The sequence below is a fragment of the Oryzomicrobium sp. genome (assembly GCF_036820405.1).
Lineage (GTDB): Bacteria > Pseudomonadota > Gammaproteobacteria > Burkholderiales > Rhodocyclaceae > Oryzomicrobium.
In genome coordinates this window covers 215902-239532 of record NZ_DAISLS010000001.1, presented here as the reverse complement: position 1 = coordinate 239532, position 23631 = coordinate 215902, and the positions used below count along the sequence as shown (strand labels likewise).

21 protein-coding genes are annotated in these 23631 nt (G+C 71.3%); 1 reads left to right on the top strand and 20 read right to left on the bottom strand.

Annotated elements, in window-relative coordinates:
- Window positions 1-310: 310 nt before the first annotated feature.
- The 20 genes from V7Z98_RS01115 to bioA form a co-directional block, all read right to left on the bottom strand.
- Window positions 311-838, bottom strand: a complete 528-nt coding sequence (locus V7Z98_RS01115; RefSeq protein WP_334156661.1) for a DUF411 domain-containing protein — start codon at window positions 836-838, stop codon at window positions 311-313.
- Window positions 839-990: 152 nt separating this feature from the next.
- The gene (locus V7Z98_RS01110; protein WP_334156660.1) at window positions 991-3258 is read right to left on the bottom strand and encodes a TonB-dependent receptor plug domain-containing protein; all 2268 of its coding nucleotides are present in this window, start codon (window positions 3256-3258) and stop codon (window positions 991-993) included.
- 294 nt (window positions 3259-3552) lie between these two features.
- Window positions 3553-3942 (bottom strand): hypothetical protein, encoded by a 390-nt coding sequence (locus V7Z98_RS01105; protein ID WP_334156659.1) that lies wholly within the window; start codon window positions 3940-3942, stop codon window positions 3553-3555.
- A 23-nt stretch (window positions 3943-3965) separates the two neighbouring features.
- Window positions 3966-7097 (bottom strand): efflux RND transporter permease subunit, encoded by a 3132-nt coding sequence (locus V7Z98_RS01100; RefSeq protein WP_334156658.1) that lies wholly within the window; start codon window positions 7095-7097, stop codon window positions 3966-3968.
- Between the two features lie 3 nt (window positions 7098-7100).
- Window positions 7101-8264: an efflux RND transporter periplasmic adaptor subunit gene (locus tag V7Z98_RS01095; RefSeq protein ID WP_334156657.1), complete on the bottom strand. Its 1164-nt coding sequence runs from the start codon at window positions 8262-8264 to the stop codon at window positions 7101-7103.
- Window positions 8265-8272: 8 nt separating this feature from the next.
- Window positions 8273-8935, bottom strand: coding sequence for a hypothetical protein (locus V7Z98_RS01090; RefSeq protein ID WP_334156656.1), 663 nt, complete (start codon window positions 8933-8935; stop codon window positions 8273-8275).
- The gene (locus tag V7Z98_RS01085) at window positions 8932-10380 is read right to left on the bottom strand and encodes a TolC family protein (RefSeq protein WP_334156655.1); all 1449 of its coding nucleotides are present in this window, start codon (window positions 10378-10380) and stop codon (window positions 8932-8934) included. The genes V7Z98_RS01090 and V7Z98_RS01085 overlap by 4 nt, the downstream gene beginning before the upstream one ends.
- 242 nt (window positions 10381-10622) lie before the next feature.
- Window positions 10623-11102: a hypothetical protein gene (locus V7Z98_RS01080; protein ID WP_334156654.1), complete on the bottom strand. Its 480-nt coding sequence runs from the start codon at window positions 11100-11102 to the stop codon at window positions 10623-10625.
- A 34-nt stretch (window positions 11103-11136) separates the two neighbouring features.
- On the bottom strand, window positions 11137-11787 hold the full coding sequence (locus tag V7Z98_RS01075; RefSeq protein WP_334156653.1) for a methyltransferase family protein: 651 nt from the start codon (window positions 11785-11787) through the stop codon (window positions 11137-11139).
- A gap of 4 nt (window positions 11788-11791) precedes the next feature.
- On the bottom strand, window positions 11792-12358 hold the full coding sequence (locus V7Z98_RS01070) for an O-acetyl-ADP-ribose deacetylase (RefSeq protein WP_334156652.1): 567 nt from the start codon (window positions 12356-12358) through the stop codon (window positions 11792-11794).
- Between the two features lie 293 nt (window positions 12359-12651).
- Window positions 12652-12885, bottom strand: coding sequence for a DUF2789 domain-containing protein (locus tag V7Z98_RS01065; RefSeq protein ID WP_293261335.1), 234 nt, complete (start codon window positions 12883-12885; stop codon window positions 12652-12654).
- Window positions 12886-12964: 79 nt separating this feature from the next.
- Window positions 12965-13288: a DUF805 domain-containing protein gene (locus tag V7Z98_RS01060; protein ID WP_334156651.1), complete on the bottom strand. Its 324-nt coding sequence runs from the start codon at window positions 13286-13288 to the stop codon at window positions 12965-12967.
- A 333-nt stretch (window positions 13289-13621) separates the two neighbouring features.
- Entirely contained in the window at window positions 13622-14335 is a 714-nt protein-coding gene (locus tag V7Z98_RS01055; protein WP_334156650.1) for an ABC transporter ATP-binding protein, read from the bottom strand.
- The gene (locus V7Z98_RS01050) at window positions 14332-15576 is read right to left on the bottom strand and encodes an ABC transporter permease (RefSeq protein ID WP_293261326.1); all 1245 of its coding nucleotides are present in this window, start codon (window positions 15574-15576) and stop codon (window positions 14332-14334) included. The genes V7Z98_RS01055 and V7Z98_RS01050 overlap by 4 nt, the downstream gene beginning before the upstream one ends.
- Window positions 15577-15616: 40 nt before the next feature.
- The gene (locus V7Z98_RS01045; RefSeq protein ID WP_334156649.1) at window positions 15617-16876 is read right to left on the bottom strand and encodes an efflux RND transporter periplasmic adaptor subunit; all 1260 of its coding nucleotides are present in this window, start codon (window positions 16874-16876) and stop codon (window positions 15617-15619) included.
- An 18-nt stretch (window positions 16877-16894) separates the two neighbouring features.
- The gene (gene bioD, locus V7Z98_RS01040) at window positions 16895-17602 is read right to left on the bottom strand and encodes a dethiobiotin synthase (protein ID WP_334156648.1); all 708 of its coding nucleotides are present in this window, start codon (window positions 17600-17602) and stop codon (window positions 16895-16897) included.
- Between the two features lie 54 nt (window positions 17603-17656).
- Entirely contained in the window at window positions 17657-18466 is an 810-nt protein-coding gene (gene bioC / locus V7Z98_RS01035) for a malonyl-ACP O-methyltransferase BioC (RefSeq protein WP_334156647.1), read from the bottom strand.
- Window positions 18463-19275 (bottom strand): alpha/beta fold hydrolase, encoded by an 813-nt coding sequence (locus tag V7Z98_RS01030; RefSeq protein WP_334156646.1) that lies wholly within the window; start codon window positions 19273-19275, stop codon window positions 18463-18465. Before V7Z98_RS01030 ends, bioC begins: the two co-directional genes overlap by 4 nt.
- Complete coding sequence (gene bioF, locus V7Z98_RS01025; RefSeq protein WP_334156645.1) at window positions 19272-20444, bottom strand: 8-amino-7-oxononanoate synthase; 1173 nt, start codon at window positions 20442-20444, stop codon at window positions 19272-19274. The genes V7Z98_RS01030 and bioF overlap by 4 nt, the downstream gene beginning before the upstream one ends.
- A 9-nt stretch (window positions 20445-20453) precedes the next feature.
- Window positions 20454-21863 (bottom strand): adenosylmethionine--8-amino-7-oxononanoate transaminase, encoded by a 1410-nt coding sequence (bioA, locus tag V7Z98_RS01020; RefSeq protein ID WP_334156644.1) that lies wholly within the window; start codon window positions 21861-21863, stop codon window positions 20454-20456.
- A gap of 202 nt (window positions 21864-22065) precedes the next feature.
- Between bioA and V7Z98_RS01015 the strand changes: the two genes are divergently transcribed.
- Window positions 22066-23562: a methyl-accepting chemotaxis protein gene (locus V7Z98_RS01015; protein WP_293261305.1), complete on the top strand. Its 1497-nt coding sequence runs from the start codon at window positions 22066-22068 to the stop codon at window positions 23560-23562.
- The last annotated feature ends 69 nt before the right edge of the window (window positions 23563-23631 follow it).

The window sequence follows — 23631 nt, the reverse complement described above, 5'->3', positions numbered from 1 at the left end:
AGCATCCAGAGTGGTCCTGCGGCCGGAGTGCGGCCGGATGCGGCGCCGTCCAGGGTGGAGTGGCCAGATGGGCCGGATTGGCGAGCGCCCCCAATCCCCCTTGGATGCCATAGAAAAACTACGGCATGAATCCGGGAGTTGGCCAAAAGTCCGCGCCGATATTCGAGCTTGGCGGCTCGCCCGGTAAATGGCATAGAAAAACTATAGCGCGCCGAGTCACGCCGACTCCCACCAAATTCAGCCGCCTTCCGCCTTCCGCCTCCCGCCGGTAGCGGCGGGAGGCCAGGCCCGTTCAGGCTCGTTGCGCCGCTCAGTGCCGGGCGAACACGCTGATCTTCTCGCGCCCGTCCTCCCGGCTCACCAGCAGGGTGTCGTAGGGCTGGGGCTTGGGTACTTCCATGCCCGGGGCGCCCTGGGGCATGCCGGGCACGGCCAGGCCGACCGCCTTGGGCTTTTCCACCAGCAGGCGGCGGATGTCCTGGGCCGGCACGTGGCCCTCGATGGCGTAGCCGCCGACCTTGGCGGTGTGGCACGAAGCCAGGGAATCGGGCATGCCGGCGGCGGCCCGGGCGGCCTGGGTGTCGTCCACGTTGTGCACCTTCACGGCAAAGCCGGCGGCCTGCATGTGCTTGACCCAGTCGGTGCAGCAGCCGCAGTAGGGGCTCTTGAACACCTCCACGGTGGGCAGGGCCGCCTGGGCCAGGGCGCCGGCGGCGCCGAGGGCCAGGACCAGGGTTGCGGCGCCGCGGAGAATGCGACGGGAAATTGCACTGGGAATGGCACTGGGAATGGCGCTGGGAATGGCGGAGGTGCGGATTTCCTGAAGGGTTGGCTGCATGGTCATCTCCCGTAAAGGTGCCGGGGAATTCCCCGGCGTGGTGCCGGCCGGCATTGCCTGAAAAGGCGCCGGCCGACGAGGTTCGAGGGTGGTGGTTGCCAGGGGCCGGGCCGCATTCCGCATCGAATCGCGCCGTCGCGAATCCCGGCGCCTTAGATCCGGATCTCCAGCCGGGCCGAGAACACCCGGTAGGTGCGGGCGCTGCTCTGCACCGACTGCTCACCGGTGCCGGTCAGGTAGGCGGTGCCAGTGGCGTAGTCGACGTGCAGCAGGTTGGCGGCGGAAAAGCGGACCCGGGTGTCCCGGTCCACCTGCCACAGGGCATACACGTCGTACACCCGCTTCAACTGCTGGGTGTAGGTCTGGGTGGTGCTCTGCTGCACGGTGAAGGCCGGGGTCCAGTTGAGGTTGCCGCCCACGGTCAGGGGCAGGCTGCGCAGGCGGTAGTCGGCTCCCAGGTTGGCGGTGTAGGTGGGCTGCTGGTCGAGCCGGTTGTTGGGGCCGTCGATGCCGTCCACCTTGGACCAGAAGCGGCTGACGTTGGCCCGGATGTCCAGGGGCGGGGCGCCGGCCATCAGTTCTGCGAGGCGGAACTTGGCTTCCAGCTCGATGCCCCGGGTGACGGCGCTGCCGATGTTCTGGGGCGTGGTCACCCAGCGCTGGGTCGGCGACCAGCCGACGTTCTGCAACGAGGTGACGTTGCGGATCAGGTTGTCGATGTTGCGCTGGAACAGGCTGGCGCTGAGGATGCCGCCCTCCGCCAGGTAGTGCTCGTAGGCCAGGTCCAGGCCCCAGGCCAGTTCCGGCTTGAGGTTGGGGTTGCCGGCGCTGTCCGGCTTGTCCACCGTGTTTTGCACGCTGGTGGGATAGGTGCTGGACAGGGTGGGGCGGGGCACCAGCTGGCCGAGGGTGGGGGATTTGTAGCTGCGGGTCAGGCCCAGGCGGATCTGGTCCTTGCTCTCCTCGGTGAAGCGCCAGACGCTGTGGAAGAGGGGGCTGGCCACGCTGCTGTCATTGCTGGCCGAGCCGGACGCCCAGTCGCTGCGGGTATGGATCGCTTCCCAGCGCAGGCCGCCGTAGACCGACCACAGGGGCGAGATTTCCCACTCGTCCTGGCCGAAGGCCGCCAGGCGGGTGGTGCTGGCCTCCAGGTCGCTGCCGAACTGGGCCAGTTGCAGGGCGCCGTCCTGGATGGTGGTGGCGGTCTCCTTGCGCTGGCCCCGCTCCAGTTCCCAGCCCACCGCCAGGCTATGGCCCCGGGCTACCGGGTTGGACAGCTTGCCGGCAGTGCTGAAGGTGGTGTCGCGGATCTGGGTGTTGCTCCAACTGGTGTGGGCCAGGGCGCCGCCGCCGTCGTACTCGCGGCGGTCGGTGGTGCTGTCGCTGCTCGCCAGGCCGGCGTTGAAGCGGATGTCGAGGCGCGAGCCGCTTTCCAGGCGGTGCTTCCAGTTGCCCATCACCCGCAGCAGGGTGCTCTCGTTCTCGGTGCGCCACTGGGCGGTGCTGTAGGGCGCGATGCCGATGCTTTCGGTGAGCCGGCTGTCCCCGGTGGTGACGCCCCGGTTGACGGCGAGGAAGGGGTTGAGGGCCAGGCTGTCGCCGCCGTCGAGCTTCCAGTTGAGGCGCGACGACAGGTGCAGACCGTCGCTGACGGTGTTGCTGCGGCTCTGCTCGTCCCGTTGCAGGGTGGCCAGGCCGGTGCCCAGGTCCCGGGCGCTGGTGGTGGTGTCCACCTGGCTGGCCTGGTTGCGGTGCATCACGTTGGCGTTGAGGTTGTAGCCGAAGCTGCCGTCGCTGTCGCTGCGCTGCAATGAGACGAAGGATTGCAGCCGGCCGTTTTCCAGGCTGGCCGAGGGGCGGAAGTCGTTTTGCTTGCGGGCGAAATCCTCGCGCAGAACGATGTTGATGATGCCGGCGATGGCCCGGGTGCTGTGCTCGGCCACCGGCGCCCGCATCACCTCGATCCGCTCCACCTGGTCGGGCGGAATGCTGTCCAGGGAAAAGCCCCGGGGCGCCGGCTCGCCGTTGAGCAGGATCTGGGTATAGCCGTTGCCCAGGCCGCGCATGCGGATGTCGCCGCCGCGTCCCGGGGTGCCGGAGATGGTGACGCTGGGCAGTCTCTTGAGCACGTCGCCCAGGGAGGTGTCGCCGTAGCGGTCCAGTTCCTCCCGGCCGAACACCATCTTGGCGGCGGTGGAGTAGCGGCGCTGCTCGATATCGTCCAGGCGGTTGGCCGAGACCACCACCTCGTTCAGGGTGCGGTTGTCCTTGCTTGGTGCCGCCCGTTTTTCCGCCGGGGCGGTATCGGCCGTTTCAGCCGTGTCGGCGGCAGCGGCGCCCAGGGAAACGGTGGATAGGGTGGACAGGGCCAGGGAAAGTAGACGAGGCAGGGGCAGGGGAGGACGTGACAGCGCCAGCATGACGGGACTCTCGCAGAAAAGGGGAACGGCCCGCGGGATGCGGACCGGATCTGGGTCTTTTGCGTGCTGGGTGGCTGAAGGGGCTTGAGCAAGCCTGGCTGCCTGGCGGGCGCGAGTATACGGGCAGCCTACCGGCAGGGTTGTTTCAGGTTGTAAGGCGGATTTCAAGGCGAATTCGTCCCTCGCGTCCGGCAAGGGGCATCGTGAAGCTGATGGCATTGCTGCAAGCATTCCTGAAATCCTGGCGGGGCCGTTCGCTGCGCCCCGGGCGGCCGAACCACCCGGGGCTTGGCCTTACTTGATGGCGAAGCGCACCGTGGCCGGGGCCTGGCCGGGCAGGGCCACCACCGCCACGGCGGTGGCCGGGGCCTTGAAGTCGCCCTTGGCGGCGAGCTTGTTGTCCCCGGCCGGGGCCAAGGGGGCTTCGCTCTTCTTGCCGCCGGCCAGCCAGGTGAGCTTGCCGGTGGCGCCCTGGGCGGCGATGGGCTGGCCGTGCTGGGTTAGATAGACGGTGGCGCCGCCTTCGGCCATGGTCAGCTCGGCCTGGAAGATGCCGGCCTCGGCGAAGACGCCGCCGTACTGGGGCTGGCCGTGGGTCTCGTGGGCCAGGGCCGGAGTGGCGAGGCCGGCGCCCAGGGCTAGGGCGAGGGCGGACGTGCGCAGGAAGTTGGCAATGGTTTTCATGAGTTTTCTCCGGAAAGAACGGGTTAAAAGGTTTCGTCGCTGCTGTCGGCCAGCAGGCGTTCGAGGGGCGCCCGGCCGTAGCGGGCGAAGAGCAGGGGGGTGACGAAGCTGTCGAGCAGGGTCGAGGAGATCAGCCCGGCGAAGATCACCACTGCCACCGGGTGGAGGATCTCGGTGCCCGGCTGGTCGGCCTCGAACAGCAGGGGCGCCAGGGCGAAGGCCGCCACCAGGGCGGTCATCAGCACCGGGGTGAGGCGTTCCAGGGAGCCGCGCAGGATCATGGCCGGACCGAAGGTCTCGCCCTCGAAGCGGCACAGGTTAACGTAGTGGCTGACCTTGAGGATGCCGTTGCGGGTGGCGATGCCGGCCAGGGTGATGAAGCCGATCAGGGTGGCGATCGACAGGGGCTGGCCCGCCAGCCACAGGCCGGCCACGCTGCCCACCAGGGCCAGGGGCACGTTGGCAATGATGAGCAGGGCCAGGGCCGTGGAGCGGTAGCGCGAGTAGAGCACCACGAAGATCAGGGCCAGGGACACCAGGGACAGGCCGGCGATCAGGCGGCTGGCTTCCTCCTGGGCCTTGAACTGGCCGTCCAGGGCGAAGAAATAGCCCTCGGGCAGGGGCGTGGTGTCGAGCGTGCGGCGGATGTCCTCCACCACCGCCGACAGGGGCCGGCCCTGGGCATTGGCCGAGAGCACGATGCGCCGCCGGCCGTTGTCGCGGCTGATCTGGTTGGGGCCGTCGCCATCCTCGATGCTGGCCAGCCGGGCCAGGGGCACCCGGCCCCCAGGGGTCTCGATCAGCAGGTTGGACAGCCCCTCGACGCTGCGCGCCGACTCGGGTAAGCGCAGCACCAGGGCGAAGCGGCGGTTGCCCTCGATCACCTGACTGATCCTTTCGCCGTCGGTGAGGGTCTGCAACTGGGCCAGCAGCACCGCCGGGGAAACGCCGTACTGGCTGGCCCGGTCGTAGTCGATGCGCACCTTGATCTGGGGCGCCAGCACCTGCTTCTCGATCTCCAGGTCGGCGATGCCGGGAATGGCCGCCAGCTTGTCGCGCAGCCGGGCCGCCTCGCCGCGCAGCACGTCCAGGTCGTCGCCGACGATGCGCAGGGCGATCTGGGCGCGTACCCCGGAGAGCATGTGGTCGATGCGGTGGGAGATGGGCTGGCCCAGGCTCACCGCCGCCGGCAGCACCGCCAGCTTGTCGCGGATCGCCGCCGACACCTGGCGGGTGTCGGCGTCCGGGGCCAGCTTCACGTCCAGCTCCGAGACATGGACGCCTTCGGCGTGCTCGTCCAGCTCGGCCCGGCCGGAGCGGCGCCCGACGTGCTCGATGCCGGGCAGGCCGCGCACCAGGTCCTCGGCCTGGCGGGCGATGCGCACCGATTCGGTCAGGGTGGTGCCCGGGTTGAGGCGCAGCCCCACCAGCAGCGACCCTTCGTTGAAGGGCGGCAGGAAGGTGGTGGGGAAGAAGGGCACCGAGGCCGCCGCCAGCAGCACCGCCGCCGCCGTACCTGCCAGCACCGCCTTGGGCTTTTCCAGCCCCCGGGCGAGCAGGCGGGCGTAGTGGCGCTTCAACCAGACCACCAGCCGGGTGTCGTCGTGGCCGGCGCCGGCGCTCTGTTCGGCCACCTTGGGCAGCAGCCAGGCCGACAGCACCGGGGTCACGGTGATCGACACCGCCAGGCTGGCCAGGATCGAGGTCAGGTAGGCCGCGCCGAGGGGCACGAACAGCCGCCCTTCCAGCCCGGGCAGAGCGAACAGGGGGACGAACACCAGGACGATGATGAAGGTGGCGTAGAGGATGGCCGAGCGCACCTCCAGGGTGGCATCGAGCACCACCTTGCCCACCGCCTGGGGCGCGGCGCTGGCCCGATTGAGCTTGAGCCGGCGCAGCACGTTCTCCACCCCCACCACCGCGTCGTCCACCAGCTCGCCGATGGCGATGGCCAGGCCCCCCAGGGTCATGGTGTTGATCGACAGCCCGAAGACCTGGAAGACCAGGGCGGTGACCAGCAGCGACAGAGGGATGGCCGCCAGGGAAATGACCGTGGTGCGCCAGTTGCCGAGGAACAGGAAGAGGATCGCGGCGACGAACACCCCGGCCGCCAGCAGCTTGGTCTTGAGGTTGCCGATGGACGACTCGATGAAGCTGGCCTGGCGGAAGGTCACCTGGGGCGCGGCCATGCCCGGGGGCAGGGACTTGCCCAGCTCCCCCAGGGCCGCCTCGATCCGCCCGGTGAGGGCGATGGTGTCGGCGGCGGGCTGCTTCTGCACCGCCAGGATCACCGCCGGCTGGCCGTTGAAGCCCGCGTCGCCGCGGCGGATGGCCGGGGCGAAGCCGACGCTTGCGACCTGTTCGAGCAGGATCGGCTGGCCGTTGCGGGCGGTCAGGGCCAGGCGTTTCAGGTCCTCCAGGCGGTTGGTGCGGCCCAGGTGGCGGATCAGGTATTCCCGCCCGTTCAGCTCCAGGAAGCCGCCGCTGGTATTGGCGGCAAAGCCGCGCAGGGCGGTTTCCACCTGGTCCAGGGTGATGCCCAGGGCGGCCATGCGCGCTGAATCCGGCTGCACCTGGAACTGGCGCACCTCGCCGCCGATGGGGATCACCTGGGACACCCCGGGGAGGGTCAGAAGGCGCGGGCGCAGCACCCAGTCGGCGTACTCGCGCACCGCCATGGCGCTGATCTTGGCTTCATCGACCGGCAGGGCGATCAGCATCACCTCGCCCATGATCGACGACACCGGCCCCATGCGCGGCACCACCCCGGCGGGCAGTTGCTCCTGCACCAGGGACAGCCGCTCGTTGACCATCTGCCGGGCCCGGTAGATGTCGCCACCGCCCGATCCACCCATATCCCAATCGAACTGGACATAGACGAAGGACAGGCCGGCGGAGGACACGGAACGCACCGCGCTCACCCCGGGCATGCCGTTCATGGCCGTTTCCAGGGGGAAGGTGATGAGGGTTTCCACCTCCTCCGGGGCCATGCCGCCAGCCTCGGTCATGAGGGTGACGGTGGGCTTGTTGAGGTCGGGAAAGACGTCCACCGGGGTGCGGCTGGCGACGAAGGCGCCGTAGAGCATCAGGGCGCCGGCGGTGGCCAGCACCAGCAGGCGGTTGGCCAGGCTCTTCTGTACGAGGGTGGCGAACATGGGTCACCTCACCTGGTTGAGCAGGGTCGCCCCCTGCACCACCACCCGCTCGCCGGCCGCGACGCCGTCGGTCAGGGTCACCCGGGCGCCGTCCAGGGGGACGAAACGCACCGGCCGGGGCACGAAGCGCTCGGCGCTGGCCTTCACCCACACCACGTCCTGGTTAGCCGGGTTCTTGACCAGGGCGGCGGCGGGCACCGGGGCGCCGCTCACCGTGTCCCGGGTCTGGGCCAGCACCGTCACCGTCTGGCCCAGGGCCAGGGTGCCGCCGCCGTCTTGGGCCGCCTGGGCGTCCACCTGGAAGTGCAGGGGGATGGCCTGCTCGCGCAGGGCCCGGCCGGCGCCGACGAAGCGCAGGGCCAGGGATTCCCCCGGAGCGGCACTGGCCCGGGCGGCGGCGATGCGCGCCGCCAGGCGCGGGTCGAAGGTCAGGGCCTCGATGCGCAGCCCGGCCGGATCGACGATCTCGAACAGGGTTTCCCGGGCGTCCACCACCTGGCCGGCGATGGCGTTGGCGGTGGCTACCACCCCGGCCACCGGGGCGCGCAGCTCCTCGTGGTAGCGCAGGCTGCCGGACAGGGTGGCGAGCCGGTCCTTGAGGCTCTGCACCTCGGCCTCGGCCTGCTCAATATCCTTGCGCGCCACGGTGGCTTCCAGGGACTGGAGGCGGGCCAGGCGCTTTTCCGCCACCTTCAGCTGGGCGCGGAAGTCCGCCGCCTGGGCGGCCTGGTTGCCCAGTTCCAGGGCCGAGGCCGAGGGGTGGATGGCGGCCAGCAGCTGGCCGCGTCGCACCTTCTCGCCCAGGGCCGGCAGGCCGCCGGCGGGGGACTCGATGCGCCCGGCGATCATGGCCTGGACCCGGCCGCCGGTGCTGGGATCGAGCACCACCCGGCCAGGCAGCTCCACGCTCTGGGGCTGGGCCGAGGGCTGGGCCACGACGGTGCGCAGTTCCAACTGGCGCTGGGAGGTCTTGGGCAGAAAGACGCTGCCGTCGGGCAGGCGCTGGGGTGCGTCGCCGCGTACCGCCGGGGGCGGGGCGTCGTCATGGCCCTCGTGGGCCTGGGCGGTGGCGGGCAGCAGAGCGGCCAGGGCTAGAGCGAGCGCGGCGGCAAGGGGGGCGAGGGGGGCTGTGGGATAAGCCCGGGCACGGCCAGGGCGATGGGGCATGGGTCGGATCATGAGGCGCTCCCGGAACGGGGGGCTCGGCGGCGCAGGCGCCGCGCGGCGAAGGCGAGAAGGGCGGCCAGTGCCAGGGTCGCGGCGGCGATGCCGAGGCGGGCGGCCCAGGGGCTGGCGGCGGCGGGCACGGCGTCCGCCGCCACGTCGAAGTCGGCAGCGAGCAGGTCGGCCTGGTCCCCGGCGGTCACCGTCAGGGTCAGGGCATACTCGCCGGGGGCCGCCAGGGCCCGGGCGAAGGCGGTGGGCAGGGCGTAGGTGCCGTCGGGCCGGGCTTCGGCCTGGGCCTTGAGTGGCGCGCCGTCCTTGCCGCCCTTGTCGCCGTTTGCCTGGCTGGCCTCGATCTCGATGCTGGCGCCGGCCACCGGCTCGCCGCTGGCCCAGCGGTCGAGCCACAGGGTCAGGCGGGGTTCGCCGTGGCCGTCGGCGGCGGTTTGCAGGCGGCCCACCACCTCGAACAGGTCGGAGTGGGCCTCGAAGGTCGGGGAGGCGCCACGGCTGGCGGGGGCCGCCGGGGCGTCGTGGCCCTCGTGGGCCAGGGCCGGCATGGCGGCCAGGGTAAGGCCGACCGTGAGAGCGAGCAGGGGCGCGGCTTTCCCGGCCGGTTGCCCGGAGATCGAGCACTGGCGCGGCTTTCCGAAGAGGGGGGTAGGGAAGGTCATGGCAGGAGTCCCAGGGATTGGTTGTGCCGGGCGACGGCCCGGGCGGCCTCGATGCGGGCCCGGGCGGCGGCCAGTTCGGCGTCGAAGCGGTCGAATTCGATGCGCAGGCGCTGGGGCAGGTCGATGTTGCCGAGCTGGAAGGCCCGGGCGTATTCGCGCTGGGTTTCCACCGCCAAGGCCAGGCGCTGCTCGGCCCGGGCCAGGGCGACGGCGGATTGCTCCACTTCCCGGGCGCTGGCGTCCTGCTCGGCGGCGAGCCGGGCCCGTTCCAGGGGTAGGCTGGCCTCGGCCTCGGTCAGCTCGGCGCTGGCGGCGGCGATGCGCGGCCGGTTGCGGGCGCCGGTGGAGAGGGGGATGCGCACCCCGACGGTGGCGGAGTTGAGCCAGGGGCCGTCGAAGCTGTCCCGCTCGCGGCGCACGCCCACGGTCAGCTCCGGTGCGTCGCGCACGTTGCCCCGGGCCAGGGCCAGGCGGGAGCGGGCCGCCTCGATGGCCCGCACCAGGGGCGAGAGGGCCGGATGGGCGGCTTCCCGCTCGTCGAGGGGGGCGTCGAAACCGGCGTCGTCCGCGGCCAGGGGGACACTTGCGGTGGAGGGCACTGCGGGCGCCGGGGCCGGAGTTGAGACGGCCGATTCCCGGGCGGCGCTTTCCTCGGGCAGGGCGCCAAGGCCGGTGAGGGCGGAAAAGGCGCGGCGCGCCCGGTGGGCCCGGGCCTCGCCGTCGGCCTGGGCCGCCAGGGCGGCCTGTTCCGCGCCCCGGGCCTGGTTCAGGTCCATGGGGGCCAGTTCGCCGGCGGCGACGCGGCGGCGTACGTCCTCGCTCAGGCGGGCGGCGTCCTCGGCGCGGCGGTTGGCGACGATCCGCTCGTTCTCGGCCAGGCGGGCCAGCCAGTAGGCTTCCCGCACCTCGCCGGCGAGGCGCCAGCGGGCCTGGTCCACCAGGGCCGCGAAGGCGTCGCGTTCGGATTCCACCAGAGCCAGGGTGCGGGACTGGTAGCCGGGCAGCCACAGGGGCAGGGCCAGGGACACGTCCCATTCGGCGACGCCGGCGTTGCGGTTGAGCTTGTCGCTGCGGTTGCTCGCCGCCAGGGAGGGCGATTCCGCCAGCAGGCTGGCGGCCGCATCCTCCCGGGCGGCAAAGGCGTCGAGCCGGGCGCTCAGGGCCCGGGCGGCGGGATGGCGCTGCCAGGCGGCGGCGAGTGCATCGGCCAGGCCGATGGCGCGGCGTGGCGCGGCGGTACCAGGCTGGCCGATGGACGGGGGAGGTGAAGGGGCGGCGGCCGTTGGCGCGGCCAGCAGCGGGGTGGCCGCACCGCCCGCCAGCAGGGGCAGGGCGGCCAGGGCCAGCCGGACGATGCGCGCGATGCGGATCGGGCGCTCTGGCATGGCCGGGGCAGCCAGGCCGGGGGGGCGGCTGCCGGGTCGGGGTGATACGTTCCAACGCATCGGATTCTCCAAAAGCAAAACGGGGAGGAGGAATCCGGCGGGGGAAAACGCGGGGCGCGTGGGGCGCCAGGGGGCTGCGGCTAGTCGGTTGCGTACCGTCCATTCCGCTTGGCCGGCCCGCACGCGGCATGGGCCGGCGCGCAAGACGGGCGAGCGGGGCTGGACGGCGTGGAACCGGGGCCGGGGACGGTCAGGCCGTCGCGCCGGTCAGCGCAGGGGAAGGTGCGTTCGGGTCCCGCCGGTCAGACGGCGGGAGCCCAGTTGGGCCGTTCGGGCCCGTCGGGAACGGCGGAGAGGAAGGCAGGGACCGCCCGTGGCGGCGGGGTCGAGCCCGTGCCCAGAGCGGGCAGGGGCGGAGGGAGGAGAACCAGGCTGAGGCAGCTCAGGTGGCAGGTGCCGCAATCGCCGTCGAAGCCGTTGCCGGATGCACTACCGCTTGCGTGGCCGGTGCCAGCTGCGGCATGGTCGGCCGGCGTGCCGTCGTGGCCGTGGCTACCATGGCCGGCCTTGTCGTGGGGGCAGGCGGCGAAGGCCGCATCGGCCATGACCTGGCTGGCATCGTCGGCGCCGATGCCAGCCGCTTGCCGGTGCTGGTGGGCGTGGTGGCCGAGATGCTGCTGGGCGGTGCGTCCCGCTTCGTGCTGGCAAAGGCTGCCCACCGCGGCCCAGACGGACTGCAGCGGGAAGATCACCATCAGGAAGAGGACGAGAAGGCGGCGCATGGGGGCGAAGCATAGCCCAGGGGCCGCTTTCCCTTCAACCTTGCTGGCGTAACAGGGATTCGGCCTGGGCCGGGGTGAGGCGCCGCCAGGGGCGGGGAACAAAGGCCGGGACGCAGGCCCGGTAGTGCCGGTAGATGTCGCCATGGCGGGCGATCAGCTTGCGCTCTTCGAGGCGTGAGCCGGCGACGAAGTAGAGGGTGGCGAGCAGGGCGGTGAGCAACATGCCGGCGTCCATGGGGCGGGTCCACAGCAGCACCAGGGCCAGGGCGTACCAGGGATGGCGCACCCAGCGGTGCAGGGGCGAGAGGCACAGACGTTCCTGGTCCTCGGCCTGGCGCACCCGGCCGCGCCATTGGCGCAGGCCGAGGAATTCCTGCCCGTCGTAGTAGCGCAGGGACCAGGCGAAGCCCGCCACGGCGGCCAGGGCCAGGCCGTCGGCCAGCCAGGCGCCAACGCCCTGCCAGCGCCACAGCGGCGGCCAGGGCGTGCCGTAGAGCAGCCCCAGGGGCAAGGCCAGGGTGACCAGGGCCACCAGGTTGAAGCCGAGCCGGTAGGCGGGCATGGCCCCGGGCCGATGCCGGGCGACCCAGCCCTTGACCGGCAGGGAGGCGAGCAGGGAATGGAGGGCGAAGTAGGCGAGCCAGGCCAGGGCCAGCAGCGCCAGGCGGAAAACCAGGTCGGGCATGGCGCTAGAAACGCTGGTGGTCGAGGAAGGCCGCCGCCGCCTCGGCGGAGAAGAATACCAGGCGGACTTCGGCCACGGCGGCCAGGGGCGTGCGCCCAGGTTGTTCCGTCAGGGCGTCGCGCAGGGCGGTGGAGACCACCTGGGCCGCCTCGTCCCCCGGATAGCCGTAGACGCCGGTGGAGATGGCCGGAAAGGCCAGGCTGGCAAGACCGTTGCCTGCCGCCAGGGCCAGGGCGTTGCGGTAGCAGTTGGCGAGCAGTTTCGGCTCCCGTCCGTCGTGGCGGCCGTAGACCGGCCCGACGGTGTGGATGACGTAGCGCGCCGCCAGGTTGCCGCCGGGGGTGATCACCGCCTCGCCGGTGGGCAGGCCGTCGGGCCAGCGATTGGCGCGGATGGCCCGGCAGGCCTCCAGGATGGCCGGCCCGCCGGCCCGGTGGATGGCGCCGTCCACGCCGCCGCCGCCGAGCAGGGTGGCGTTGGCGGCATTGACCAGGGCGTCGACGTCGTGGTGGGTCAGGTCGCCGACGTGGATGGCGATGCGGCCGTCGAGGAAGGTGGCGATGGGGGGCATGGCGAAGGGACGGGTGAACTCAGGGGCCGGCCGGCTTGCAGCGCATCACGTGGCTGTACCCGCCGTCGTGCAGCAGGGCGGCGAGGCGGAGGTCGGCCCACTGGTTTTCCCAGAAACGGTGCATGCGCAGTGCCCGCCAGTCGGGGAGCTGTAGCCCAGGGCCTGGGCGAAGCCGTTGGGATTGCCGAAGCAAATCCGCATGAGGCGGGTGCAGATCGGCCTGTTGGCGATCAGGATGACCGTCAGCAGGACGGGAGCGTCGGGAAACGGCATCGCCTCAGCGGCTCGGAGGTTCAACGGCTCAACCGGGCCGCCAGTTCGTCCACCAGTTCGGCCCAGTCGGCGTCGTCCCCCAGTTCCTCGCGCAGGAACTGGGCCTGGGCGGGATTCCAGAAGGGCGCGTCGGCCAGGGGCGTGCCAGCGGGGAGAGGGCGGTGGGCGGCGATGAAGGCGTCGATGGATTCCGCGTCGTCGGCCAGGCCGAGCTGGCGGAACAGGTCGCTGAGTTTGTGGATGGCGTTTTCCATGGCAAGGGCTCTATGGGGATGGGGGGCGCCGGCGCCGGAAGCGCCGGCGGCTTCCTTCAAGCTAGCATGGCGCACCGGGTCATGCCGTGCCGAAACGGTTGGGTTCCCGGGCCGGCTGGAGGCACCAGTAGACCATCACCAGCCAGCCGATCACCGGGATGATGCCCACCAGCTGCCACCAGCCGCTGCGGTCGATGTCGTGGAGGCGGCGGGCGGTGACCGCCAGGCCGGGCAGCAGCACCGCCAGGGAGAACAGGTTGCCCAACAGGTGGTGGATGAGGGTGGTGACCAGGGTGGCCAGGAAGACGAAGAGCACCCACCACCAGAATTCGGACCGGGAGGCCCGGCCCTCGAAGTTGAGGTAGTTGGTGAAGCCGCTTTTGATCGCATCGACGAAGGTCATGGTCGCTCCTGGATGAAATGGCACGGCGCCCCGGATCGGGGCGGGAACGCCGTGAGCATAACGGCCGGGGCGAGGCGCCGTCCATGTCCGAGCCATTTCCTACCATTGCCTCGCGGCGGGGAAGGCGGCGCTTGCCCACAGTTTCTGTGCGTCAGTCTGTGGATAAGGTGAAAAATCCCTGGTGGTTCAGCCATATGACGAACCGCCCGGATAATGAGCATTGGCGCGGTTTTCGGCGATGGGTGGCTGGAGATCGGCCATGGTGGCCGACCTTGGCGGCATGTGCCCGGAAAGCCAAGCCTGGCGCCGACTTTCACGAAGGGGCGGGATGGCTCAGGCGGTGAGGCGGCCGTCCACTAGCTCGATCACCCGGTCGCAGCGGGCGGCCAGGCGCGGGTCGTGGGTGACGATCAGGCAGGCGCTGCCTTGTTCCCGGTTGAAGTGGCGCATCAACTCGAAGATGTCGTCGGCGGTCTTGGTGTCCAGGTTGCCGGTGGGCTCGTCGGCGAGCAGCAGGCGCGGGTGGGTGGACAGGGCCCGGGCGATGGCCACCCGCTGCTGCATGCCGCCGGACAGTTCCCCCGGCTTCTTCTGTCCGGCCCCGGCCAGGCCCACGGCGGCGAGCAGTTCCTCGGCCCGGGCGGTGGCCTCGTCGGTGGCGATGCCCTGGTGGATGATGGCCGGCATCATCACGTTCTCCAAGGCCGAAAAGGCCGGCAGCAGGTGGTGGAACTGGAAGACGAAGCCGATGGCGCGGCCGCGCAGCCGGGTCAGGGCAGTGTCGTCGAGGACGGTGGTTTCGTCCCCGGCGATGCGCAGGGCGCCCTGGGTGGGCGTCTCCAGCAGGCCGATCAGGTTGAGCAGGGTCGATTTGCCCGAGCCGGAGGGGCCGGTCAGGGCGACGAACTCGTGCTCGCCCAGGGTCAGGTCGATGCCATGCAGCACCTCGGTCTCCACCGGCGTGCCGATGCCGTAGGACTTGCGGATGCCGCGCAGTTCCAGGATCGGTGCGCCGGCGTCGGCGGTGGCGGTTGTACCCGGGGTCATACGCGGATCGCCTGGACCGGGTCGAGGCGGGAGGCGCGCCGCGCCGGCAGGGCGGCGGCGGCCACCCCCACCGCCGTGGCCAGCCCGCAGGCGGCCAGGGCGAGCATCGGGTCGAGCTGGGCGGAGAACAGCTGGGAGCCGTCCGGCGCCTTGTAGATGTGGGAGAACAGGTGCAGCAGGCCGAAGGCCAGGGCCGTGCCGGCCACCGAGCCGATGGCGCCGACGATGCCGCCCTGGAGCAGGAACACGGTGAGAATGCGCTGCCGGCTGGTGCCCATGGCCCGCAGGATGCCGATCTCCTTCTGCTTCTGCACCACCGACACCACCAGCACGCTGGAGATGCCCAGGGCGACGATGAGGATGACGAAGGTGCGGATCAGGTTGTTGGAGACGCTCTGGTTGGTCAGCGCCGTGAGCAGGCCCGAGTTGGTCAGCATCCAGGATTCCACCGTCAGCCCGGTCTGGTTGCCGAGCCGGGCCGCCACCTGGTCGGCGACGAAGATGTCGGTGACGGTGAGGTCGATGTTGGATACCGAGCCGGGCAGGTCGAGCAGGGTCTGGGCCAGCTTGAGGGTGATGAACACCCAGCGCCGGTTGATGTCCCGGCTGCCCATGTCGAACAGGCCGGTGACGGTGAGGGTCTCGTCCCGGCCGTCGGCGGCCAGCACCCGCAGCTTGTCGCCCAGGCCTACCCCCAGGTCCTTGGCCAGGTCGACGCCGATCAGGGCGTTGGTGCCGGAAACGTCGAAGCGCCCCTGGGTCATGTAGTCGTCCATCTTCACCACCCGGCGGTACTGCTCCGGGATCATGCCGATCAGGGCCACCGACTTGTTGGCGCCGCCGCGGATGGCGAAAGCCGGCCCGCTGGCCACCGGCGAAACGGCCACCACGTTGGGGGTGGCCTCGGCCAGGCGGGCCACCGCCTCCCACTGGTCCAGGGGGCGCAGCCGCTGGGCCCGGGGTTGCACCGTGGCCGCCACCGGCGCGTCGGCGGGCAGGGCGCGGCGGGTCAGGTCGTCCAAGGGCTTGATCACCACGTGGGCCTGGGAGCCCAGCACCTTGTCGATGATGGTGCCCTGGAGCTGGTTGATCAGCTGGGTGAGGAAGATCACTACCGCCACCCCGCCGGTGACCCCGGCCAGGATCAGGAAGGTCTGCATCCGCCCCTCGCGCAGAAAGCGCAGGGCCACCAGCCACTCGAAGGGCAGGTGCAGGGGGCCGGGGCGGATCAGGCGGGCCATGGCGGCGTATCCAGGATTGGTGGGACCGATGGAGCGGCGCTCAACGCGACAGACCCGGCACGTCGAAATTGCGCCGGGGGCCGACGGCCCGGGGCTGGGCGCTGACCCGGTCGCCGGGGCCGGCAGCGGCCTGGGCCACCACCAGGATGTCGCCGGCCTGGACGCCGGCGACGATCTCGCTGCTGCCCACACCCTTGAGGCCGAGCTTGACCGGCACCTTCACCGCCCGGCCGTCCTGCACCGCCAGCACCCAGGGTTCCTGGGTATCGGCGCCGCGCACCGCGTCGGAGGCCACCACCAGGGCGTCATCCTTGTGCCCGGTGACCATCTCCACCGACACGGTCATGTCCGGCCGCAGGTAGGCGGGGGGCTTGGGCACCGTCAGGCGTACCTCCACCGTGCCCTTCTTGGGGTCGATGGACGGGGCCACGTAATACACCCGGGCGTCGAAGCGTTCCCCCGGGTAGGCGTCGGCTACGCCGAGCGCCGTGGCGCCGGGGGCCAGGTAGCGCAGGTTCTTCTCGTCCACGTCAACGTAGATGCGGGTCTCGCCCTGGTCGGCCAGGGTCAGCAATACCTTGCCCGGCTGGGCGATGGTGCCGGGCTCCACCGTGCGGGTCAGCACCCGGGCGGCCTCGCCCAGGGTTTCCGGAGCGGTCAGGCGCTGGTTGTCGAGGCGGGCCTGGGCGGCCTTCAGCGCTGCTTCGGCCTGGACCAGGCGGGCGTTCGCCAGGGCGCGCTCGGCGCCGCCCTTGGCGTTGCCCTCGGCCTGGGCCTGGGCCGAGAGCAGGGCGGCCCGGGCGGTGTCCAGGTTGCGTGCCGCGTCGTCGGCCTTGGAGCCGCTGTAAAAGCCCTGGGCCACCAGGGCTTGGGCGCGCTGGTACTCGGCTTCGGCCACCCGCAGGTTGGCTTCGGCCTGGCGCACCGCCTGGTCGGCCATGGGCTGGGCTACCCGGTCGAGCTGGGTGATGCGCGCCCGGGCTTCCACCAGGGACGCCTGGGCCTGGACCTGGGCGGCCCGGGCTTCGTCGTCGCGCAGGGTGACGAGCAGCTGGCCGGGCTTGACCAGGTCGCCCTCGCGCACGGTGACGGTTTCCACCGTGCCGGTGACTTGAGCGCCGATCTCGATGCGGGTCGGGGTGGTCACCCGGCCGGTGGCCACCACCGACTGGACGATGGGGCCCCGCGCCACGGTCACGGTTTCCACCGGCTTGGCCCGGGGCCAGAAGATCAGCACGACAACGGCTACGGCGACGAGGGCGATGAGCAGGCGCTGGCGGGTGAGCTTGAGGCTGGGCATGGGGTGGACGGGACGTAGTCAGGGCTGGCCGGGCAGGCGCAGGGTGCGGGCGATGATGTCGAGCCGGGCTTCCCGGGCTGGGCCGGCGGGTTCGGCCAGGTGGGGCGTCAGCCCCAGGCAGGGCAGGCCGAACGCATTATGCAGGCGGTCTCGCAGGTAGCGCACGTTGTCCTCCTGGCGAGCCATGGCCGGGTCCACGTGGTTGCCGATCCAGCCGGCCAGGGGCAGCCCCCGGGCGGCGATGGCCTCGGCGGTGAGCAGGGCGTGGTTGAGGCAGCCCAGGCGCAGGCCCACCACCAGGATCACCGGCAGGCCCAGGGCCCGGGCCAGGTCGGCGCCGTCTTGCGTGTCGGAAAGGGGCGCCAGAAAGCCGCCCACGCCTTCCACCAGCACCAGGTCGGCCTGGGCGGCGAGGCGCCGGTAGGCGGCCGCGATCGTGGCCAGATCCACCGGCCGGCCTTCGTCCCGGGCGGCAATGTGGGGCGACACCGGGGCCCGGTAGAGAAAGGGATTCACGTCGTCCCGGGGGGGCTGGAAGCTGCTGGCGGCGAGGATGGCTTCCACGTCGTCGTTGCGGCCGTTGGCGTCCACCCCAGCAGCCACCGGCTTCATGCCCAGGGCGGTGAGGCCAGCCAGGCGGGCGCTGCGCAACAGCAGGGCGGTGGTGAAAGTCTTGCCGATCTCGGTGTCGGTACCGGCGATGAAGAAGGAGCGGGGGGCGTTCATGGCTGTCGGGAAATAGGAGTGAAGGCGCCGGGCCCGTCGCGCCGGCTGCCCGGTTCAGGCACGGGCCAGGGCGTAGACCACCCGGTAGCTCAGGGGCAGGCCCTGCGGCGTGCGCAGGGCTTCGTAGGCCTCGGTGAGGCGGGCCAGGCCGGCCCGGCCCAGAGGCGCGGTGCGCCGGCCGGGGCCCACCTGGTTGGCGCCCACGGCCTTGATGGCGGCGAGCAGGCTGGGCAGGTCCGGGTAATGGACGGTGAGGGTTTCGCTCTCCAGGTACGGGTCGGCAAAGCCGGCGGCGGCGATGGCGGCGGCGATGGCGGCCCCGTCGTCGAAGGCCAGCACGTGGCGGTGCCGATCCACCGCGGCGAAGGCTTGGGCCAGCTCGGCAAAGGTGCCGGGCCCCAGGGTGGCGACGGCCAGCATCCCGCCCGGGCGCAGCAGGCGCCTGGCTTCGGCCAGGGCCGTGGGCAGGTGGCACCACTGCAGGGCCAGGCTCGACCAGTATAGGCCCAGGCTGGCATCGGCCAGGGGCAGGGCCTCCAGGTCGGCGCACAGGGCTTGGGCCTGGCTTGGGGCGTTCAGCGCAGCCAGGGCCTTGCGGCTGGCGTCCACCATGGCCGGGGCCAGGTCGGCGGCGATCAGGGATTGGCCGGGGTAGCGCGCGGCCAGCAGGGGCAGGGCATAGCCGGTGCCGCAGCCGGCGTCGAGCAGGGGGCCGGCGAGGGCGGGGGCTGCGGCCTCCAGGCGTGCCAGCAGGCCGGCCACGGCCCGGCGTTGCAGGATGGCGGCCCCGTCGTAGGTGCGCGCCGCCCGGTCGAAGGCGGCCCGCACCCGATGCTTGGCGGGACGGTCGGAAACCGGGCTCATGCAGCCGTGGCGGTGCCGGTGTCGGCGGCGGCGCCGGCCGTGGCGAAGCGGGCGATGGCGGCGGCGCAGCCGGCGGGGTCGTGCAGGAAGGGCGTGTGGGCGGCCTCCGGCAGGGTCAGCAGTTCGGCCCGGGGCAGGTGCCCGGCCAGCCACTGGCCGGCCTCACAGGGGATCAGGCCGTCCTTGGCGCCGTGGATGACCAGGGCGGGCTGGGCGATGGTGGCCGCCAGGGGGCGCAGGTCCAGTTCCCCCAGCCAGGCCAGTCCGGCGAGCAGGCCGGCTTTTTCCGGCAGAGGCTCCTGGGTGAGGGGCTTGATCAGGCGGTTGATGTCCCGGGCACGGCTGTCGCCCTGGTTGATCAGGGTGGCGAAGCGGGGCACCACGGCGGCGGGCAGGGCGCGGATGCCGGCGGTGAAGGTGGCGAGCAGGGCCGGGGGCTGGCCGGCTTCGAAACCCTCGCGCTTGACGAAGCAGGGGGTGGTGCCGAGCAGCACCAGCCGGGCGATGGGGCTATTCGGCCGGACCGCCGCCATCTGGGCGAGCATGCCGCCCAGGGACCAGCCGGCCAGGGTGCAGCCGGGGGGCAGCTGCTCGGCCAGTTGCCGGGCCACATCGGCAGCGTTCTCGCCGGCGTAGGGCGTGCCGTGGTAGCCGGGCAGGTCCACGCGCAGCAGGGGCAGATCAGGCGCCAGGGTGGCGAGGTGGGGCAGCAGATCGTCCCAGATACGGCCGTCCAGGCCCCAGCCGTGCAGCAGGGCGAGAGATGGGCGCGCGGGGGCCACGGGGGCGTTGAGGGGCGTGATGTTCATGGGGCAAGGGCAGCAACGGCGGCCAGGGCGGCGGTTAGGCGGTCCACGTCGTCCAGGCTATGGGCGGCGGACAGGGACACCCGCAGCCGGGCGGAACCGGCGGGCACCGTGGGCGGGCGGATGGCCGGCACCCACAGGCCCTGGTCGAGCAGGGCCTGGGCCACGGCGAGGACGGCGTGGTTGTCGCCGACGACGATGGGCTGGATGGCGGTGTCGGAATGCAGCAGGCGCCAGGGCGTGTCGGCCAGGCCGGCGCGCAGCCGGGCGATCAGGGTTTGTAGGTGGGCGCGGCGGGCGTCGCCGTCCGGGCCGGCCAGCGTGTCCAGGGCGGCGAGCAGGCCGCAGGCCACGGCAGGGCTGGCGGCGGTGGTGAAGATGTAGGGCCGGGCGGTCTGAATCAGCCACTCGATCACCGATTCCGCGCCGGCGACGAAGGCGCCGGAGACCCCGGCGGCCTTGCCCAGGGTGCCCATCAGCAGGATGCGCGGGGAGGCGGGCAGGCCCAGGTGGGTCAGGCTGCCCCGGCCCTGGGGACCGAGCACGCCGAAGCCGTGGGCGTCGTCCACCACTAGCCAGGCGTCGGAACGCTCGGCAAGGGCGAACAGTTCGGCCAGGGGCGCCAGGTCGCCGTCCATGCTGAACACGGCGTCGGTGAGGATCAGCTTTTTGCGGGCGGTGGATTTTTCCAGCAGGCGCTCCAGGGCCGCCACGTCGTTGTGCGGGTAGCGCACATGGTCGGCCCGGGATAGCTGCACCGCGTCGATCAGGGAGGCGTGGTTGAGCTTGTCGGCGAACACCGCATCGCCACGGCCCACCAGGGATGGGACGATGGCCAGGTTGGCCATGTAGCCGGTGGAAAAGGTCAGGGCCCGGGCAAAGCCGGTGAAGGCGGCGAGCCGGTCTTCGAGCTGCTGGAACGGTTCCAGGTGGCCGGACACCAGGTGGGAGGCGCCGGAGCCGGCGCCCCAGCGGCGGGCGCCCTCGGCCATGGCGTTGGCAACAGCGGGGTCGGCGGCCAGCCCCAGGTAGTCGTTGCTGCAAAAGGCCAGGAGCGGCCGGCCGTCCACGATGGCGTGGGGGCCGGCGGGGGATTGCAGGGTGCGCCGGGTACGCAGCAGGCCCTGGTCGCGGCGCTTGGCCAGTTCGAGGTCGAGGTCGTCCCAGATCATGGATGTGGTTCAGGCGGCGAAGGTGGGCGAGGCCGGACCGCCGGGCTGCGCCGCGTCGCCGGCGGCCAGGGCCGCTTCCAGGGCCTGGAGCGCCCGTTGGGCGAGGAAGGCCAGATCGGCTTCCGTGGCGATGTAGGGGGGCATGAAGTACAGGGTGTTGCCCAGGGGGCGCAGCAGCACTTCACGGGCCAGGGCCTCGCGGTAGAAACGGCGGCCGAAGCTCGGGTCGGCGGTGTCGATGTCGGCGGCCCAGATCATGCCGCGCTGGCGGAAGTGGCGCACCCGGGGATGCTCGGCCAGGGGCCGCAGCAATTCGCTGAAGGCGGCGGCGGTGGCCCGGTTGGCGGCGATCACGTCGTCGCTGGCGAAGATGTCCAGGGTGGCCAGGGCCGCCCGGCAGGCCAGGGGGTTGCCGGTGTAGGAGTGGGAATGGAGGAAACCTCGGGCCAGCCGCTCGTCAAGGAAGGCGGCGTAGATGGCGTCGGTGCTCAATACCACCGACAGGGGCAGATAGCCGGCGGTGATGCCCTTCGATAGGCAGAGAAAGTCCGGGCGGATCGGCGCGCCGGCCACGGTGGCCTGCTCATGAGCGAAGAAGGTGCCGGTGCGGCCGAAGCCCACGGCGATCTCGTCGCAGATGAGATGAACCCCGTAGCGGTCGCACAGGGCGCGGGCCTGCACCAGGTACTCCGGATCGTGCATGGCCATGCCGCCGGCGCACTGGATGAGGGGTTCGACGATCAGGGCGGCGATGTGCTCGTGCTCTTCGGCCAACAGGGCCTCCAGCCCCTGGGCGGCGCGGCGGGCCACGTCGGCGGCGCTCTCGCCGTCCCGGGCGAGGCGGGCGTCCGGGCTGGGCACCACGTAGGCCGGGTGGGTGAGGGGGCCGTAGGCGTCCTTGAACAGGGCCACGTCGGTGACCGCCAGGGCGCCCACGGTTTCGCCGTGGTAGCTGCCGGCGACGCAGACGTAGCGGCGCTTGGCCGGGTGCCCGGTGTTCTGCCAGTAGTGGTAGGACATCTTCAGGGCGATCTCGGTGGCCGAGGCACCGTCGGAGGCATAGAAGGCGTGGCCCAGGGCGCCGCCGGCGAGGGCCGAGAGGCGCTCGGAGAGTTCCACCACCGGCTCATGGGTGAAGCCGGCCAGGATGACGTGTTCGAGCGTTTCCAGCTGGTCGCGCAGCGCCGCGTTGATGCGTGAGTTGCCGTGGCCGAACAGGTTAACCCACCAGGAACTGATGCCGTCGAGAAAGCGCCGGCCCGAATCGTCGTACAGCCATAGCCCCTGGCCGCGCACGATGGGGATCAGGGGCAGGGCGTTGGCGCCGGCCTCCAGATGGTGGCGCATCTGGGTACAGGGGTGCCAGACGGCAGCCAGGCTGCGGTCGAGCAGGGAAGACGAGGCGGGAGCGTGGGGCATGGGAGGGGGCAGGAGCTATCCACGGCGTCGCGCCGGGCGCCTCATGGAGTGCGCGGGCGCGTGTAAAACGCGGCTGGGATATTGCAGATTCCGACAAAGGCCGACATTCTACCGCCTGCACTTCCGGGCGCGTTGGCCCGGAGTCCCGCCAACGAGGAAGCGACACGGCCGCCAACCGCCGGCCGGCAAGGGGAAAACGATAATGAAGAACCTGAAACTGGGCTGGAAACTGACCCTTTTGGTGGCCCTGGCCGCCCTGGGCATCGTTGCCAGCATCGCCATGGGCCTGGCCCAGCTGCGCGACAACCTGCTGGAAGACCGCAAGTTCAAGACCCGCCACGTGGTCGAAACGGTCCACGGCCTGGTGTCCCACTACTACGCCCTGCAGACCAGCGGCGCCCTGGGCGAGGACGAGGCCAAGGCCGCCGCCATTGCCGCGGTGCGCCGGCTGCGCTACGGCGGCGACGAGTATTTCTTTCTCAACGATTTCGATGCCGGGTCGGTGATGCACCCGATCAAGCCCGAGTTGGAGGGCAAGAACCTGTCCGACGCCAAGGACGCCAACGGCGTGCATCTCTTCCGCGAAATGTCGGAAGTGGCCAAGGCCAAGGGCGAGGGCTTCGTCAGTTACGTCTGGCCCAAGCCGGGCAGCGACGTGCCGGTGGAAAAGATCTCCTACGTGAAGGCCTTCCCCGCCTGGGGCTGGGTGGTCGGTTCGGGCATCTACGTGGACGATGTGGATCAGGTGTTCCGCGAGAACGTGGTCCGCCAGGGCGGCGTGGCGGCGGTGGTCCTGGTGCTGCTGGTGGCCCTGTCATGGTGGGTGGTGCGCGGCATCCTCGCCCCGGTGAAACAGGTCCAGAACGTGCTCGAAGCCCTGGCCGAAGGCGACATGACGGTGCATGCCGAGGCCGACGGCAAGGACGAGATCGCCCAGATGATGCGCTCCGCCGACAAGATGATCAGCCGCAACAAGGCCGCCATGCTGGAAGTGCGCGCCAGCGCCGAGGCCCTGGCCAGCGCCTCCGACCAGGTCAGCAGCACCTCCCACTCTCTGTCCCAGTCCGCTTCCGAACAGGCGGCCAGCGTGGATGAAACCACCGCCGCCGTGGAGCAGATGGCCAGCAGCATCGAGCAGAACAAGGACAACGCCCGGGCCACCGAAACCATCGCCGTGCGTGCCGCTGAGGATGCCGGCGCCGGCGGCGAGGCGGTGCGGGCCACGGTGGAGGCCATGCAGCGCATCGCCGACAAGATCGGCATCGTGGACGAGATCGCCTACCAGACCAACCTGCTGGCCCTGAACGCCGCCATCGAAGCGGCCCGGGCCGGCGAGGCGGGCCGGGGCTTCGCCGTGGTGGCCGGCGAGGTGCGCAAGCTGGCCGAGCGCTCCCAGAAAGCCGCCCAGGAAATCGGCGAACTGGCCACCGGCAGCGTAGCCTTGGCGGAAAAGGCCGGCGGCCTGTTCGGCCAGATGCAGCCCAACATCGAAAAGACCGCCGCCCTGGTCAAGGAAATCGTCCTGGCCTCGGAGGAACAGGCCACCGGCGCCGGCCAGATCTCCACCGCCATCGTCCAGGTCAGCCAGGCCACCCAGCACAACGCCAGCGCCTCCGAAGAACTCTCGGCCACGGCCCAGGAGCTGCACGGCCAGGCAGTTCGCTTGCAGGAGACGATTGGGTTCTTCAAGCTGGATTGAATCCTTCCTGGTAAGTGCATTGAAAGAACAAGGGCCGATCAAATGATCGGCCCTTGTTCTTTCGTGTCT

Excerpts from the sequence above, each read along its gene's own strand:
- V7Z98_RS01115 (WP_334156661.1), bottom strand. The coding sequence starts at position 838 with ATGCAGCCAACCCTTCAGGAAATCCGCACCTCCGCCATTCCCAGCGCC.
- V7Z98_RS01110 (WP_334156660.1), bottom strand. The coding sequence starts at position 3,258 with ATGCTGGCGCTGTCACGTCCTCCCCTGCCCCTGCCTCGTCTACTTTCC.
- V7Z98_RS01105 (WP_334156659.1), bottom strand. The coding sequence starts at position 3,942 with ATGAAAACCATTGCCAACTTCCTGCGCACGTCCGCCCTCGCCCTAGCC.
- V7Z98_RS01100 (WP_334156658.1), bottom strand. The coding sequence starts at position 7,097 with ATGTTCGCCACCCTCGTACAGAAGAGCCTGGCCAACCGCCTGCTGGTG.
- V7Z98_RS01095 (WP_334156657.1), bottom strand. The coding sequence starts at position 8,264 with ATGCCCCATCGCCCTGGCCGTGCCCGGGCTTATCCCACAGCCCCCCTC.
- V7Z98_RS01090 (WP_334156656.1), bottom strand. The coding sequence starts at position 8,935 with ATGACCTTCCCTACCCCCCTCTTCGGAAAGCCGCGCCAGTGCTCGATC.
- V7Z98_RS01085 (WP_334156655.1), bottom strand. The coding sequence starts at position 10,380 with ATGCGTTGGAACGTATCACCCCGACCCGGCAGCCGCCCCCCCGGCCTG.
- V7Z98_RS01080 (WP_334156654.1), bottom strand. The coding sequence starts at position 11,102 with ATGCGCCGCCTTCTCGTCCTCTTCCTGATGGTGATCTTCCCGCTGCAG.
- V7Z98_RS01075 (WP_334156653.1), bottom strand. The coding sequence starts at position 11,787 with ATGCCCGACCTGGTTTTCCGCCTGGCGCTGCTGGCCCTGGCCTGGCTC.
- V7Z98_RS01070 (WP_334156652.1), bottom strand. The coding sequence starts at position 12,358 with ATGCCCCCCATCGCCACCTTCCTCGACGGCCGCATCGCCATCCACGTC.
- V7Z98_RS01065 (WP_293261335.1), bottom strand. The coding sequence starts at position 12,885 with ATGGAAAACGCCATCCACAAACTCAGCGACCTGTTCCGCCAGCTCGGC.
- V7Z98_RS01060 (WP_334156651.1), bottom strand. The coding sequence starts at position 13,288 with ATGACCTTCGTCGATGCGATCAAAAGCGGCTTCACCAACTACCTCAAC.
- V7Z98_RS01055 (WP_334156650.1), bottom strand. The coding sequence starts at position 14,335 with ATGACCCCGGGTACAACCGCCACCGCCGACGCCGGCGCACCGATCCTG.
- V7Z98_RS01050 (WP_293261326.1), bottom strand. The coding sequence starts at position 15,576 with ATGGCCCGCCTGATCCGCCCCGGCCCCCTGCACCTGCCCTTCGAGTGG.
- V7Z98_RS01045 (WP_334156649.1), bottom strand. The coding sequence starts at position 16,876 with ATGCCCAGCCTCAAGCTCACCCGCCAGCGCCTGCTCATCGCCCTCGTC.
- bioD (WP_334156648.1), bottom strand. The coding sequence starts at position 17,602 with ATGAACGCCCCCCGCTCCTTCTTCATCGCCGGTACCGACACCGAGATC.
- bioC (WP_334156647.1), bottom strand. The coding sequence starts at position 18,466 with ATGAGCCCGGTTTCCGACCGTCCCGCCAAGCATCGGGTGCGGGCCGCC.
- V7Z98_RS01030 (WP_334156646.1), bottom strand. The coding sequence starts at position 19,275 with ATGAACATCACGCCCCTCAACGCCCCCGTGGCCCCCGCGCGCCCATCT.
- bioF (WP_334156645.1), bottom strand. The coding sequence starts at position 20,444 with ATGATCTGGGACGACCTCGACCTCGAACTGGCCAAGCGCCGCGACCAG.
- bioA (WP_334156644.1), bottom strand. The coding sequence starts at position 21,863 with ATGCCCCACGCTCCCGCCTCGTCTTCCCTGCTCGACCGCAGCCTGGCT.
- V7Z98_RS01015 (WP_293261305.1), top strand. The coding sequence starts at position 22,066 with ATGAAGAACCTGAAACTGGGCTGGAAACTGACCCTTTTGGTGGCCCTG.